Here is a 15,394-nt window from a genome sequence, read left to right as displayed (position 1 = left end):
GAAGTCCACCTTCTCGGCCAGACCCTTGTGCGCCTGACGCGACGTGATCGCCGCCGTCAGCGTCGTCTTCCCGTGGTCCACGTGACCGATCGTCCCCACGTTCACGTGGGGCTTCGTTCGCTCGAACTTCTCCTTGGCCATGACTTCTCCGTATCTTTCGCGCTTCGCTCGCTAGCGGTGGAGTGTTCGGGGGGCCGGGACCTGCTCCCGGTTCCCGATGAGGGGTGAATGAAAGAGCGCTCGCTCGGTCGCGAGCGTCTAATGAAAAACCAGTGACTGAGCGACGCTCTCGGGGACGTCCGAGTAGCGTTCGAACTGCATCGTGTAGGTGCCGCGCCCCTGGGTCAGGGACCGCAGCTCGCCCACGTAGCCGAACATGTTCGAGAGCGGGACCTCCGCGGTGATCACCTGCGCGTTGCCGCGCATCTCGAACCCGGTGATGTTGCCGCGCCGGCTGTTGAGATCGCCCTGGATCCCGCCGACGAACTCTTCGGGCACGACCACCTCGACGGCCATGATCGGCTCGAGCAGCACCGAGGCCGCCTGCTCGAAGGCCTCCTTCATGCCGATCGACGCCGCGATCTTGAAAGAGCGCTCGGAGGAGTCGACCTCGTGGGCATCGCCATCGAGGAGCTTGACCGCGACGTCGACCACCGGGTAGCCCGCGAGCGAGCCACTCTGGGTGGCCTCTTCACAGCCCTGCTCGATCGCCTTCACGAACTCGCGCGGAATGCTCTCGCCCTTCAACGCATTCGTGAACGTGAATCCGGCTCCCGACTCTCCGGGACCGACCTGGAGCTTCACTACGCCGTAGTCGCCCGAGCCTCCGCTCTGCTTGACGTAGCGACCCTCCACCTTCACCGAGCGGGTGATGGTTTCCTTGTAGGCCACCTGAGGCTTCCCGACGTTCGCCTGGACACCGAACTCGCGCACCAGCCGATCCGCAATGATCTCGAGGTGGAGCTCGCCCATTCCCGAGATGATCGTCTGACCCGTCTCCTCGTCGACCGTCCGCTGGAAGGACGGGTCCTCCTGGGTGAGGCGGTCGAGGGACTGACCGAGCTTGTCCATGTCGGCCTGGGTCTTCGGCTCGATCGCGATCGAGATCACCGGGTCCGGGAACTGCAGCGACTCGAGCACGATCGGCTTCTGGGTCTCGCAGAGGGTCTCGCCCGTGGCGATGGATTTGAGGCCCACCACAGCGACGATGTCACCGGCACCGACGTCTTCGATCTCTTCGCGCTTGTTGGCGTGCATCTGGAGCAGCCGCCCGAGGCGCTCCTTGCGACCCGAGTTCGCGTTGATGACCTGCTGGCCCGCCTTCGCCCGTCCCGAGTAGACGCGCACGTAAGTCAGGTGCCCCACGTGCTTGTCGCTCATCAGCTTGAACACGAGCGCACTGAAGGGATCGTTGTCGTCGGCCTTCCGCTGCTCGGGCTTCTCGGTCTTCGGGTTGGTGCCCTCGACCGGCGGCACGTCCAGCGGAGACGGGAGGTAGGAGACGATCGCGTCGAGCAGCGGCTGGACGCCCTTGTTCTTGAAAGCCGTCCCGCAGAGCACGGGCACGACGGCCAACTGCAGGGTCGCTTCCCGCAGCGCCTTGCGCAGCTCGCTCGCCGAGATCGGCTCGCCGTCGAGGTACTTCGCGGTGAGCGCGTCGTCGAAGTCGGCTACCGCCTCGATCACGGCCTCGCGCCCGGCCCGTGACGCTTCCGCCAGATCGTCCGGGATGTCACGGAGCTCGAACTCGGCGCCCTGGGTTTCGTCGTTCCAGTAGACCGCCTTCTCGTCGAGAAGATCGATCACCCCCTGGAAGCGATCCTCGGCGCCGATCGGAATCTGCAGCGGGACCGCGTTGGCCCCCAGGCGCTCGCGGATCATGCCGACGACCCTCTCGAAGTCGGCACCGACGCGGTCCATCTTGTTGACGAACGCGATGCGCGGCACGGCGTACTTGTCGGCCTGACGCCAGACGGTCTCGGACTGGGGCTCGACACCGCCCACGCCGCAGAAGACGCCGATCGCGCCGTCGAGCACGCGCAAGGAGCGCTCGACCTCGATCGTGAAGTCCACGTGGCCCGGCGTGTCGATGATGTTGATGCGGTGATCATTCCAGCTGCAGGTGGTCGCAGCCGAAGTGATCGTGATCCCGCGCTCCTGCTCCTGCTCCATCCAGTCCATGGTCGCGGCGCCGTCGTGCACCTCGCCCATCTTGTAGTTGACGCCGGTGTAGAACAGGATGCGTTCGGTCGTAGTCGTCTTACCGGCATCAATGTGGGCCATGATGCCGATATTGCGCGTGCGCTCGAGCGGTGCTTGACGCGACATGACGAATTTCCCGAACCCCCGACCGCCGGACTACCAGCGGTAGTGGGAGAAGGCCTTGTTGGCTTCGGCCATCCGATGCGTGTCCTCACGCTTCTTCACGGCCTCACCGCGCTCGTTCGCGGCGTCGATGATCTCGTCGGCGAGCTTCTCACGCATGCTCTTGCCAGCGCGGCTGCGGGCGTAGTCCTTGAGCCAGCGCATCGCGAGCGAAGACGCGCGCTCCGGCCGAACCTCGATCGGCACCTGATAGGTGGCGCCACCCACGCGGCGCGACTTCACCTCGACGCGCGGGCGCACGTTCTCGATCGCGCGGCGGAACATCGCCAGCGGGTCGTTCCGGGTCTTCGACTCGATCACTTCGAATGCGCCGTAGATGATCTGCTCGGCGGTGCTCTTCTTGCCGTCGTACATCAGTACGTTGACGAAGCGTCCGACCATTCGGTCGGAGTACTTCGGATCGGGCAGCACTTCGCGCTTCGGAACTTCGCGTCGTCGGGGCATGCAAACTCTCTCGATCCGCCAGTGCGGCGGGAAGTCGTTGCAGGAAAGAACAGCGGCCGGGCGGCGTCGCGATCGACGTGGCCCGGCCGGCGGGTGAGGACTTACTTGGGGCGCTTCGCGCCGTACTTCGAACGACCACGGTTCCGGTCAGCGACGCCCGTCGTGTCGAGGGTGCCACGCACGATGTGGTACCGAACGCCGGGCAGGTCCTTGACGCGACCACCGCGCACGAGCACCACCGAGTGCTCCTGCAGGTTGTGGCCAACGCCGGGGATGTAGGCGTTCACTTCACGACCGTTCGTGAGGCGCACACGTGCCACCTTCCGGAGCGCCGAGTTGGGCTTCTTCGGCGTCTGCGTGAACACGCGCAGACACACGCCGCGACGCTGCGGGCAGTTCAGGAGGTCGGCCGACTTCGAGCGCGACTTCTGGGGTCGGCGTCCGCGTCGGATCAGCTGTTGTACGGTAGGCATGAAAAAATCTCCACGAGAGACACCGCCCCCCACGTCCAGCCTGCCGACTGCGAAGGGACCGGAGACCAGGTCTCGGGAGCCCCCTCCGCTGCTTCGGAGGCGAACCGCAGGTGGCGGCCCTGTCGGAAAAACCGCCGCATCTTAGCGAGCTTCCGACCCCTGTCAACGCAACTGGACAGTGGCATTCGAGGCCCCGGAAGGTGCCTCGCGCCCCTTCCGACTGCGCCGATCACGGCCCGGATTTTCAGGGTCGGCGAAGCGGAAAGTGGGCCCTTTTTCCCCTAGGGGCCCACCCTCGCCACCGCGAAATCCGGGAGCGCGAACGTCGCCACGAACGAGAACGGCCCGCTGGCCCCGCCAGGTGACGGGGCGCGGGCCGTTCCGGTTTCCGAACCGGATCCGCGCGCGCGGACCGGACTCTCTCGGGCAGAGGCCGAGGGATTCCTCCCTCAGCCCCTGGGTGTCTCAGCTCTCGATCGGGTCCGAGGGAGCCTCCGCCGAAGCCAGCAGGCCTGGCGAAGCCTCGGTTCCGCCGCCGAGAGCCGGCTCGTCGCCCAGCGACGGCACCTCCTCCTCGACGGGCTCGAGCATGCCCTCGGGTGCGTCGATCTGGATCCCGATGTTCTGGTACCGGGCCATCCCCGTACCGGCGGGCACCAGCCGACCCATGATCACGTTCTCCTTCAGGCCACGCAGGTAGTCGACCTTCCCCCACATCGAGGCCTCGGTGAGGACCTTCGTCGTCTCCTGGAAGGAGGCGGCGGAGATGAAGGACTCGGTCGAGAGCGACGCCTTCGTGATGCCGAGGAGCAGCGGCTCGGCCACGGCGGCCTGCTTCCCTTCCTCGAGCATCTGGGCGTTGGTGCGCTCGAAGTGCATCTTCTCCACCTGCTCGCCCACCAGGAAGTCGGTATCGCCCACCTCCTTCACCCGGACGCGGCGCAGCATCTGACGCACGATCGTTTCGATGTGCTTGTCGTTGATGCGCACGCCCTGGAGTCGGTAGACCTCCTGCACCTCGTCGACGAGGTACTTCGCGAGTTCCTTGTCGCCCTTGATCTTCAGGATGTCGTGCGGGTTCGAGGAGCCGTCCATCAGGGCCTCACCGGCACGCACGCGGTCGCCCTCGTGCACACTGATGTGCTTGCCCTTCGGGATCAGGTACTCCTTCGGCTCCGCGTCCTCGAGCTCGGGGGTCACGATCACGCGCCGCTTGCCGCGCGAGTCGGGACCGAACGAGACGGTGCCGTCGATTTCGGAGACGATCGCGAAGTCCTTCGGCTTCCGGGCCTCGAAGAGCTCGGCCACCCGCGGCAGACCGCCGGTGATGTCCTTCGTCTTCGTGGTTTCGCGCGGCATCTTCGCCAGCACGTCGCCGGCGGCCACGTCGGCTCCGTCGACTACGCCCAGGTTTGCACCCACCGGCAGGAGCGCCCGGGCGATCGTCTCGCCCGCTTCGCTCTTGACGGAGATGCGCGGCCGCAGCTCCGGGTCCTTCGACTCGATGATCACCTTCGAGGACAGGCCGGTGAACTCGTCCACCTGCTCCTGCATCGTCGCGCCCTCGACGATGTCGCCGAACTTCACCGTACCGCCCTGATCGGCCAGGATCGGATTCGCGAAGGGATCCCACTCGAGCAGGACGTCACCGACCTTCACCTGGGAACCGTCTTCGATCTTCACGTGAGCGCCGTAGACCACCGGATGCCGCTCGCGTTCGCGACCGGTCGAGTCGAAGACCCCGATTTCGCCGTTTCGGCTCATCGCGATCTTGCGGCCCTCGCGGTCGGTCACCGTGCGCATGTGGGCGTAGCGGACCTCACCGTCGGCAGCGGCCTCGGCGTGGGACGCTTCCACGCGCCGCGTCGCGGTACCACCGATGTGGAAGGTCCGCATCGTGAGCTGGGTGCCGGGCTCACCGATCGACTGCGCCGCAATGACGCCGACGGCTTCACCCATGTTCACCATCTCACCGCGGGCCAGGTCGCGCCCGTAGCACAGGGCACACACGCCGAACTGGGCTTCGCAGGTCAGCACCGAACGGATCATTACCCGCTCGATGCCCGCATCCTCGATGATGCGCACGCGCTCCTCGTTGATCTCCGTGCCGGCCGGCACGAGGACCTCCTCGGTGAGCGTGTCCTTGACGTCGTCGAGCGCCACGCGACCGAGGATCCGCTCCCCGATCGGCTCGATGATCTCACCACCCTCGACGAGCGGCCCGATCTCGATCCCGTCCGTGGTCCCGCAATCGGGCTCGCGAATCACCACGTCCTGGGAGACGTCCACCAGTCGCCGCGTCAGGTAGCCCGAGTTGGCCGTCTTCAACGCCGTGTCCGCGAGACCCTTGCGGGCACCGTGGGTGGAGATGAAGTACTGGAGGACCGAGAGCCCTTCACGGAAGTTGGAGGTGATCGGCGTCTCGATGATCTCGCCCGACGGCTTCGCCATCAGACCCCGCATCCCGGCCAGCTGACGCATCTGCTGGGCGGAACCGCGGGCTCCCGAGTCGGCCATCATATAGATGGGGTTGAAGCTCGGGACGTGCTGTTCCTCGCCGTTCTCGTCCTGGACGACGTCGGTGCCGAGGCGGTCGAGCATCTGCCCGGCCACCTGCTCGGTGGCCTGCGCCCAGATGTCGATCACCTTGTTGTACCGCTCGCCGTCCGTGATCAGACCTTCCTGGTACTGCTGTTCGATCTCCTGGACCTGCTGGGAAGCGGCTTCGATGAAGCGCTCCTTGTCGCTCGGGATCTGCATGTCGGCGATGCTGATCGACACGCCGGCCCGCGTTGCGTGCTGGTAGCCCAGCGTCCGCAGCCGGTCGGCCAGGATCACCGTCGCCTTGTTGCCGAGGCGGCGGTAGGCCTGGTCGATGAGTTCGCCCAGCGCCTTCTTGTCCATCACCTGATTGATGATCTCGAAGGGGATGTCGCCGGGGACGATCTCACGCAGCAGGATCCGGCCGACCGTGGTGTCGGCCATCTCTCCGCCGATCCGCACCTTGATCGCCGCGTGCACGTCGACCTCACCCGAGTCGTAGGCGCAGCGCACCTCGGCGGGATCGGAGAAGCGCATGCCCTCCCCGCGCGCCCCCTGGCGCTCCCGGGTCATGTAGTAACAGCCGAGCACGATGTCCTGGCTGGGCCCGATGATCGGGCGGCCGGTCGCCGGGCTGAGGATGTTGTTGGTCGACATCATCAGCACGCGGGCTTCCATCTGCGCCTCGACGGACAGCGGCACGTGCACCGCCATCTGGTCGCCGTCGAAGTCCGCGTTGAACGCCGCGCACACCAGCGGATGCAGCTGGATCGCCTTGCCGTCGATCAGCTGGGGCTCGAAGGCCTGGACGCCCAGGCGGTGCAGCGTGGGGGCCCGGTTCAACATGACGGGGTGCTCCTGGATCACCTCCGCCAGGATGTCCCACACCTCGGGGCGCTCCTTCTCCACCATCTTCTTCGCGGCCTTGATGGTGGTGACGTAGCCCCGCTGCTCGAGCTTCGAGTAGATGAAGGGCTTGAAGAGCTCGATCGCCATGCGCGACGGAATGCCGCACTGGTGGAGCCGCAGCTCGGGTCCGATCACGATCACCGACCGACCCGAGTAGTCGACGCGCTTCCCGAGCAGGTTCTGGCGGAAGCGTCCGGTCTTGCCCTTGAGCATGTCGGAGAGCGACTTCAGCGGGCGCTTCGACGGGCCGGTGATGACCCGGCCACGACGGCCGTTGTCGAAGAGCGCGTCCACCGCTTCCTGGAGCATCCGCTTCTCGTTGCGGATGATGACCTCGGGAGCGTTCAGCTCCTGGAGTCGCTTCAGGCGGTTGTTGCGGTTGATGACCCGGCGATAGAGATCGTTCAGGTCACTGGTCGCGAAGCGACCGCCGTCGAGCGGGACCAGCGGGCGCAGATCCGGCGGAATCACCGGGATCACCTCGAGGATCATGTGCTCGGGCTTGTTCCCCGACTCGCGGAACGCGTCGAGGACCTTCAGCCGCTTGCTGATCTTCTTGCGCTTCGCCTCACTGGTGGCCTCGCGCATCTCGTGGCGCAGGGCCTTGCACTCGGTGTCGACGTCGAGGGAGGCGAGCATCTCGCGAATCGCCTCGGCGCCGATCCCGACCGTGAAGGTCTCACGGCCATGGGTCTCGCGGGCCTCCACCAGCTGCTCGTCGTTCAGGAGCTCCCCGAAGCGCAGCTCGGTCTCGCCCGGGTCGATCACGATGTGCGATTCGAAGTAGAGCACCTTCTCGAGGTCACGGAGCGAGATCTCGAGGATGTTGCCGATCCGCGAAGGCAGCGACTTCAGGAACCAGATGTGGGCCACCGGAGTCGCCAGGGTGATGTGCCCCATGCGCTCGCGGCGCACCTTCGACTGGATCACCTCGACGCCGCACTTCTCGCAAACCACGCCACGGTGCTTCATGCGCTTGTACTTGCCGCAGTTGCACTCGTAGTCCTTCACCGGGCCGAAGGTCTTGGCGCAGAAGAGCCCGTCGCGCTCCGGCTTGAAGGTCCGGTAGTTGATCGTCTCCGGCTTCTTCACTTCACCGAAGGACCACTCCCGGATCTTGTCCGGTGAAGCGATCGAGATCCGCAGGGCGTTGAAGGCCAGCGGGTCTTTGGGCTTTTCGAAGAGATTGTAGAGATCGCGCAAAGTGGAAGACCTCGATTCGATGTTGCGGTCGGTTTCGGGTCGATGCGGTGGCCGGAGTCGGCTGCCGGCCTAGGACTTGTCTTCGATCAGCTCGACGTCGAGGCCGAGCGCCTGGAGTTCCTTGACGAGCACGTTGAAGCTCTCGGGCAGGCCCGGCTCCAGGACGTTCTCGCCCTTGACGATCGACTCGTAGATCCGAGTACGACCCTGGACGTCGTCCGACTTCACCGTCAGGAATTCCTGAAGGCCGAAGGCGGCGCCGTAGGCCTCGAGCGCCCACACCTCCATCTCGCCCAGACGCTGGCCGCCGAACTGGGCCTTACCGCCCAGCGGCTGCTGGGTCACCAGGCTGTACGGCCCGATGCTCCGCGCGTGGATCTTGTCGTCGGCGAGGTGGTGGAGCTTCAGCATGTAGAGGACGCCCACCGTCACTTCGTGGTCGAAGGGCTCACCCGAGCGACCATCGAAGAGCACGGTCTGGCCGGTGAGCGGCAGACCCGCGCGATCGAGCTCGCTGCGGATTTCGTCCTCCTTCGCCCCGTCGAAGACGGCCGTCGCGACATGCACGCCGCGCCGGAGGCTGGAACCGAGCTCGACGATCGCGTCATCGGAGGCCTTGTCGAGGGCCGCCGCGATGCGCTCGTCCGAGTAGGTGTCCTTGAGTGCCTTGCGGACCGAGGCCGCGTCCTTGCCCGCGCCGTTGGCCTTGAGCATGTAGTCGATCTGCTCACCGAGCCCGCGGGCGGCCCACCCGAGGTGGGTCTCCAGGATCTGGCCGATGTTCATGCGCGACGGCACGCCCAACGGGTTGAGCACGATGTCGACCGGCGAGCCGTCGGCCATGTACGGCATGTCCTCTTCCGGAAGGATCCGGGAGATGACGCCCTTGTTGCCGTGGCGGCCGGCCATCTTGTCGCCCACCGACAGCTTGCGCTTGATGGCCAGGTAGACCTTGACCATCTTGAACACGCCGGGGGGCAGCTCGTCGCCCTTGCGGAGTCGCGAGATCTTCTCGTCGAACACCGCGCGGATCACGTTGGCCTGCTCTTCGATCGACTCGAAGATCCGGTCGACCTGCTCCTGGGCGCGCGCGTCCTCGAGCTGGATGTCGTTCCAGCGACGCTGGGGCACCTCGGCGAGCGTCTCGGCGCTGATCACCGTGCGGGGCTCGATCCAGGTGACCTGGGTTCGCTCGTCACCCACCCGGTTGGCGGCCCGCTTGCTGGTGAGCAGCTCGCGCACCTTGTTGAGGGCACTCTCGCGGATGATCCGGATCTCGTCGTCCTGGTCCTTCCGCAGCCGATCGATTTCGGCGTCCTCGATCGCGCGAGCGCGCTCGTCCTTCTCGACGCCGCGGCGCGAGAAGACCTGGGCCCCGATCACCGTGCCGGTGACGCCCGGCGGCACGCGCAACGAGGTGTCACGCACGTCGCCGGCCTTCTCGCCGAAGATCGCGCGCAGCAGGCGCTCTTCCGGCGAGAGCTGGGTCTCGCCCTTCGGCGTGATCTTGCCGACGAGGACGTCGTCCTGCTTCACCTCGGCGCCGATCCGCACGATGCCGGATTCGTCGAGGTCCTTGAGCGCCTCTTCACCGACGTTCGGGATGTCCCGGGTGATGTCCTCCTTGCCGAGCTTCGTGTCTCGCGCGACGCACTCGAACTCCTCGATGTGGATCGAGGTGTAGGAGTCGTCCTTGACCACCCGCTCGGAGATGAGGATCGAGTCCTCGAAGTTGTATCCGCCCCACGGCATGAACGCGACGAGCACGTTGCGGCCCAGCGCCAGTTCTCCGCGTTCGGTCGCCGGACCGTCCGCGATGACCTGCCCCTTCCGCACCCGCGAGCCGGGCTTCACGATCGGCTTCTGGTTGATGCAGGTGTTCTGGTTGGAGCGCTGGTACTTGATGAGGTTGATGATGTCGACGTTGCTGCCGGTGCCGTCGTCCTCGTCGGGCTTGACGACGATGCGGCCTGCGTCCACCGACTCCACCGTCCCGTCGCGCTTCGCGACGACCGTGACGCCCGAGTCGCGGGCGACGACGGATTCCATGCCGGTACCGACCAGCGGCGCCTCGGTCCGCAAGAGCGGCACGGCCTGCCGCTGCATGTTGGAGCCCATCAGGGCGCGGTTTGCGTCGTCGTTCTCCAGGAACGGGATCAACGCCGCCGCGACGCTCACCAGCTGGTTCGGCGAGACGTCCATCATGTCGACCGTGTCCGGCGGCACCTGCACGAACTCACCCGCCTGACGCGACGACACGATGTCGTTCTGGTAGCGGCCCGAGTCGTCGAACGGCGCGTTCGCCTGGGCGATCGAGAGGCGCTCCTCGTCGAGCGCCGAGAGGTACTTCACCTCACCGGTGACGGTGCCATCGGTCACCGTGCGGTACGGCGTCTCGATGAAGCCCAGGTCGTTCACCCGGGCGTAGGTCGAGAGCGACGCGATCAGACCGATGTTCGGGCCTTCCGGCGTCTCGATCGGGCAGATACGGCCGTAGTGGGTGGGGTGGACGTCGCGCACCTCGAAGCCCGCGCGCTCGCGGGTGAGGCCGCCGGGCCCGAGCGCCGAGAGGCGGCGCTTGTGGGTGATGGCCGAGAGCGGGTTCGTCTGGTCCATGAACTGGGACAGCTGGCTGGACCCGAAGAACTCCTTGACCACCGCCGAGACGGGCTTGCTGTTGATGAGATCGTGGGGCATCAGCGTCTCGATCTCCTGGAGCGACATCCGCTCCTTGATCGCACGCTCCATGCGCACCAGGCCGATCCGGTACTGGTTCTCGAGCAGCTCGCCGACGACACGCACCCGGCGGTTGCCGAGGTGGTCGATGTCGTCGATGCGCTTGTCCGGGTCGGTGCCGTTCTTGAGCTCGACCAGGTACTTCACCGCCGCGAGGATGTCGTCGGGGCGCAGCGTGGGCAGCTCGCCGAGCGGGATCTCCTCGTCGGGCGTGCCCGGACCGGCCGGCTGCCACTGCACCCGGTCCTCTCCCGAGAAGCTGAGCTTGTGGTTGACCTTGAGCCGCCCGACCCGCGACAGGTCGTAGCGCTCCGGGTTGAAGAAGAGGTTCCGGAACAGGTTCGTCGCGGTGTCGACGGTCGGCGGATCGCCCGGGCGCAGACGCCGGTAGATCTCGATGATCGCCTCTTCCTGGGACAGGGTCTTGTCGGCGAGCAACGTGTCGCGCAGCGCCGTGCCCGTGATCAGCGGGTCGAGGTAGAGCATCGGGAATTCGTTGATTCCGCGATTCTTGAGCTCTTCGAGGTTCTCGACGGTGAGCTCCTCGTTCGACTCGATGATCACCTCACCCGTGGACTCGTCGACGATGTCGACGGGAGCCACGCGCTTCACCGCATCGACGCGGATCAGGTCCTCGACCGGGATCTGGAGCCACTCGATACCCGCCTCGGTGATCTTGCGAACACCGGCGTTGGTGAACTTGCGGTCCTTGCGCACCAGGGTGGTGCCATCGGGCCCCTTCACCTCTTTCAGGCAGCGCTGGCCGACCAGCAGGTCGGGAACGACGCTCTTCTCGTACTTCTTGCCGTCGGTCCGGACGATCTCGGGCTTGTAGAACGTGGCCAGCAGGTCCTCGGGCGTGTAGCCCAGGGCCTTCAGCAGCACCGTGGCGTGGATCTTCCGGCGCCGGTCGATCCGCGCGTAGAGCAGGTCCTTGTGGTCGAACTCGAGGTCGAGCCACGAACCGCGATACGGAATCACGCGGCAGGAGTAGATCTTCTTCCCCGCGGCCGAGACCGTGGTGGATGTCGTCGTATCGAAGAAGATGCCGGGCGAACGATGCAGCTGGGACACGATCACGCGCTCGGTCCCGTTGATGATGAACGTCCCGTTCTCGGTCATGATCGGGATTTCCCCGAAATAGACCTCCTGCTCCTTGACGTCGCGGATCGCCTGGGAGCCTTCTGCGTCATCCCAGGCCACGAGACGAATCGTCACCTTGAACGGCGCGGCGTAGGTCATCCCGCGCTGCAAGCACTCCTGGACGTCGTACTTCGGCTCTTCGAGGGTGTAACCCACGAATTCGAGCGAAGCCGTGTCGTTGAAGTCCTTGATCGGGAAGACGGAGTTGAACACGGCCTGAAGGCCCGTGTTCTCGCGCTTCTCGGGTTCGATGTTCGTCTGCAGGAACCGCTCGAAGGTCTCCTTCTGGATCTCGATGAGATCCGGAATGTCGAGAATCGGCGGAATCTTGGAGAAGTCCTTGCGGACGCGGAGCTCGGTGTCGGTGAGAACGAGTTCGGTCACGGGTACGTTGACCCTCCGGCTGACGGTGGAAAGAAGCCGGGCAGTCGCCGCACTGGCGGCTGCCTACGACGCAAACCGAACCAGCCGACTACTTGATGTCGACCTGGCCGCCGGCGCCTTCGATCTGCTCCTTCAGCTTGTCGGCCTCGTCCTTCGGCACACCTTCCTTCAACGGCTTCGGCGCGCCCTCGACCAGCTCCTTCGCCTCCTTGAGGCCCAGGCCCGTGATCGCGCGGACTTCCTTGATCACCTGGATCTTCTTGTCGCCCGACGAGATCAGGACGACGTCGAACTCGTCCTTCTCCTCGACCGCGCCGGCATCCCCTGCCACGGCGCCGCCCGCCGCCACCGCCACGGGAGCGGCGGCGCTCACGCCCCACTTCTCCTCGAGCAGCTTCGCGAGTTCGGCAGCCTCCATCACGGTGAGGCTGGAGAGGTCTTCCACGATTTGGTTGAGATCGGCCATGGTTGTTTCACCTTCTTGCACTTGGCCCGGAGGGACCGGGCGAATGGAAAAATCGAGAGAGAGAAAACCGAGGGACGGTCCGGCGTTCGGTCGCCCCTATAAAGAGTGGGAGAGTCGGACCCTCCCGCGTGAATTCGAGTGCGGGCTCAGCCCTCCTGCTGCGACTTGGCGCTGACGATCCGGGCCAGGCCGGCGCCGGGCTCGCTGACGAGACGCGCGAGCTTCGAGGCGGGCGCCTGGAGCAAGCCCACGATCTTGCCGCGCAGCTCGTCGAGACTGGGCAGAGTCGCGAGCACGGCGATGTCCTTCGGCGTCAGGGTCTCGCCGCTGACGACGCCCCCCTTCAGCTCGAACACCTCGTGATCGTTCGAGAATTCGTCGAGGATCTTGGCGAGACCGGCCGGGTCGCCGAACGAGATCGCCACGGCCGTCGGGCCAGCGAAGTGCTCGTGCATCCCCGCGAAGTCCGAGCCCTCGGTCGCGCGCCGCAGGACGGCGTTCTTCGTGACCTTGTACTCGAAGTCGCCGCCACCTTCCTTGCGCACGCGACGCCGCAGCTGGTTCGCGTCCTCGACGCCGAGACCGCGGTAGTCGACCACGTACATCGACGTCGCGCGGTCGAGCTTTTCCTTGAGCTCGGCGACCTGAGATTCCTTGTCCGCTCGTGAAAGCACTGTCGCTTCCCCTTAAGCCGCTGCCGCGGGAACACTCGACGGATCGATCCGGATACCCGGGCCCATCGTCGTCGAGATCGAGATCTTCTTGAGATAGACGCCCTTCGCGGCAGCCGGCTTGGCCTTGATGATCGCGTCGATCAAGGCCGCCGCGTTATCCACGATCTTCTCCGCGTCGAAGGAGCGCTTGCCCACCACGACATGCACGATGCCGGACTTGTCGACGCGGTACTCGACCTTGCCCGCCTTGTTCTCACGGACGGCGTTGCCGACGTCCATCGTCACCGTGCCGAGCTTCGGGTTGGGCATCAGGCCGCGCGGGCCGAGCACCTTCCCGAGCCGACCCACGACGCTCATCATGTCGGGCGTCGCGATCACGCGTTCGAAGTCCATCCAGCCTTCGTCCTGGATCTTCTTCGCCAGCTCGTCGCCACCCACGTAGTCGGCGCCGGCCTCCTTCGCCTCGGACTCCTTCTCGCCCTTCGCGAAGACCAGCACGCGGGTCTCCTTGCCGATGCCGTGGGGCAGCACCATGGCACCCCGCACCATCTGGTCCGCGTGGCGCGGATCGACACCCAGGTTCATCGCGAGATCGACGCTCTCGTCGAACTTCGGCTCCGGGCCGTCCTTGAGCAGACCGACCGCTTCGCTGAGCGGGTAGGACTTGTCGCGGTCGACGTTCGCCGCGTTCGCTTCGTAGCGCTTGTTCTTGGCCATGACTAACCCTCGACCTCGATCCCCATCGACCGCGCGGTGCCCGCGATGATCTTCACCGCCTGATCCATCTCATGTGCGTTGAGATCGGGCTCCTTCAAGGTTGCGATCTCCTCGAGCTGAGCTCGGGTCACCTTCGCCACCTTGGTCCGGTTCGGCTCGCCCGACCCCTTCGCGATCTTCGCGGCCCGCTTCAGCAACACGGCAGCGGGCGGCGTCTTCAGCTCGAACGTGAACGAGCGATCCGCATAGACCGAGATGATCGCGGGGATGATGAGACCCTGCTTGTCCTGCGTCCGCGCGTTGAACGCCTTGCAGAACTCCATGATGTTCACGCCGTGCTGACCCAGCGCCGGTCCGACCGGCGGCGCCGGATTCGCCTGGCCAGCCGGGCACTGCAGCTTCACCACGGCAACGACTTTCTTTGCCACTTCTGGGCTCTCCCTACGCCTTCTCGACGTTCGTGTAGTCGAGGACCACCGGCGTCGCGCGGCCGAAGACGTGCACCATCACCTTGAGCTTCTCCTTGTCTTCCATCACTTCGTCGATGTAGCCGGAGAAGTTGGCGAAGGGGCCGCTCACCACGCGGACGCTGTCACCCTCGTCGAACAGGATCTTGGGCTTCGGCTTCGCCGCGCCTTCCTTGATCTGTTGCGTCATCGCCGCGACCTCGTCGTCCGAGATCGGCGGCGGCGTCTTGTCGCCCCCCACGAAGCCCGTGATCTTCGGAGTGCCCCGCACGATGTGCCAGGTCTCGTCCGTGAGCTCCATCCGCACCAGGATGTAACCGGGGAAGTACTTCCGCTTCGACGTGCGCTTGGTTCCCTTGACCATCTCGACGACGGTCTCCTCGGGAATCAGCACTTCGTCGAAGAGCTCTTCCTTGCCCATCGCCTTCGCGCGCTCGAGCAAGGCCTGCATGGCCTTGTTCTCGTGACCCGAATAGGTATGGACGATGTACCACTGCTTGGACATCAGCTCTCCCGGCATCTAAGACGGAATGACCAGCTGGATCAGGTAGCTGAGCGACAGATCCACCAGCGAAAGACCGCTGGTGAGAACCGTGACCACGATCAGCACCCCGATCGTCCCGGCGATGGCCTCCTTCTGGGTGGGCCACGTCACCTTGCGATACTCCGCACGCACCTCGTTCAAGAACTGGCGTGAATCGGAGTACCAAGTGACCGGATTCCACTCCATGAGCTGGCTCCTTCGCTGGGTACTCGAAATCAGTTGAGGGTTGAGTTGGCAGGCGCGGAGGGACTTGAACCCCCAACCCCCGGTTTTGGAGACCGGTGCACTACCAATTGTGCTACGCGCCT

Annotated in this window: 11 protein-coding genes, 1 tRNA gene and 1 pseudogene; all 13 read right to left on the bottom strand. The window is 65.5% G+C overall.

Features of this window, described 5'->3' with window-relative positions; translation table 11 throughout:
• The coding region (locus AAF430_26295) for a GTP-binding protein (GenBank protein ID MEM7413767.1) at positions 1 to 141 on the bottom strand (141 nt) is incomplete at its 3' end.
• Between the two features lie 117 nt (positions 142 to 258).
• Positions 259 to 2,328, bottom strand: a complete 2,070-nt coding sequence (gene fusA / locus AAF430_26290) for an elongation factor G (GenBank protein MEM7413766.1) — start codon at positions 2,326 to 2,328, stop codon at positions 259 to 261.
• A 30-nt stretch (positions 2,329 to 2,358) separates the two neighbouring features.
• Positions 2,359 to 2,829, bottom strand: coding sequence for a 30S ribosomal protein S7 (rpsG, locus tag AAF430_26285; protein MEM7413765.1), 471 nt, complete (start codon positions 2,827 to 2,829; stop codon positions 2,359 to 2,361).
• Between the two features lie 101 nt (positions 2,830 to 2,930).
• Positions 2,931 to 3,302, bottom strand: coding sequence for a 30S ribosomal protein S12 (gene rpsL, locus AAF430_26280; protein ID MEM7413764.1), 372 nt, complete (start codon positions 3,300 to 3,302; stop codon positions 2,931 to 2,933).
• A gap of 465 nt (positions 3,303 to 3,767) precedes the next feature.
• The gene (gene rpoC, locus AAF430_26275; protein ID MEM7413763.1) at positions 3,768 to 7,955 is read right to left on the bottom strand and encodes a DNA-directed RNA polymerase subunit beta'; all 4,188 of its coding nucleotides are present in this window, start codon (positions 7,953 to 7,955) and stop codon (positions 3,768 to 3,770) included.
• An 81-nt stretch (positions 7,956 to 8,036) separates the two neighbouring features.
• Positions 8,037 to 12,218, bottom strand: a pseudogene (gene rpoB / locus AAF430_26270) (DNA-directed RNA polymerase subunit beta).
• 88 nt (positions 12,219 to 12,306) lie between these two features.
• Positions 12,307 to 12,684: a 50S ribosomal protein L7/L12 gene (gene rplL, locus AAF430_26265; GenBank protein MEM7413762.1), complete on the bottom strand. Its 378-nt coding sequence runs from the start codon at positions 12,682 to 12,684 to the stop codon at positions 12,307 to 12,309.
• A 146-nt stretch (positions 12,685 to 12,830) separates the two neighbouring features.
• Positions 12,831 to 13,358 (bottom strand): 50S ribosomal protein L10, encoded by a 528-nt coding sequence (gene rplJ / locus AAF430_26260; protein MEM7413761.1) that lies wholly within the window; start codon positions 13,356 to 13,358, stop codon positions 12,831 to 12,833.
• Between the two features lie 12 nt (positions 13,359 to 13,370).
• The gene (rplA, locus tag AAF430_26255; GenBank protein ID MEM7413760.1) at positions 13,371 to 14,075 is read right to left on the bottom strand and encodes a 50S ribosomal protein L1; all 705 of its coding nucleotides are present in this window, start codon (positions 14,073 to 14,075) and stop codon (positions 13,371 to 13,373) included.
• A gap of 2 nt (positions 14,076 to 14,077) precedes the next feature.
• Positions 14,078 to 14,503, bottom strand: coding sequence for a 50S ribosomal protein L11 (gene rplK, locus AAF430_26250; GenBank protein ID MEM7413759.1), 426 nt, complete (start codon positions 14,501 to 14,503; stop codon positions 14,078 to 14,080).
• A gap of 13 nt (positions 14,504 to 14,516) precedes the next feature.
• On the bottom strand, positions 14,517 to 15,047 hold the full coding sequence (gene nusG, locus AAF430_26245; protein ID MEM7413758.1) for a transcription termination/antitermination protein NusG: 531 nt from the start codon (positions 15,045 to 15,047) through the stop codon (positions 14,517 to 14,519).
• A 15-nt stretch (positions 15,048 to 15,062) separates the two neighbouring features.
• The gene (gene secE / locus AAF430_26240; protein MEM7413757.1) at positions 15,063 to 15,272 is read right to left on the bottom strand and encodes a preprotein translocase subunit SecE; all 210 of its coding nucleotides are present in this window, start codon (positions 15,270 to 15,272) and stop codon (positions 15,063 to 15,065) included.
• A gap of 46 nt (positions 15,273 to 15,318) precedes the next feature.
• Positions 15,319 to 15,394: transfer RNA gene (locus AAF430_26235), tRNA-Trp, on the bottom strand.

The organism is Myxococcota bacterium (assembly GCA_039030075.1).
Taxonomy (GTDB): Bacteria; Myxococcota_A; UBA9160; order UBA9160; family SMWR01; genus JAHEJV01.
This window is presented reverse-complemented; position numbering and strand designations above follow the sequence as displayed.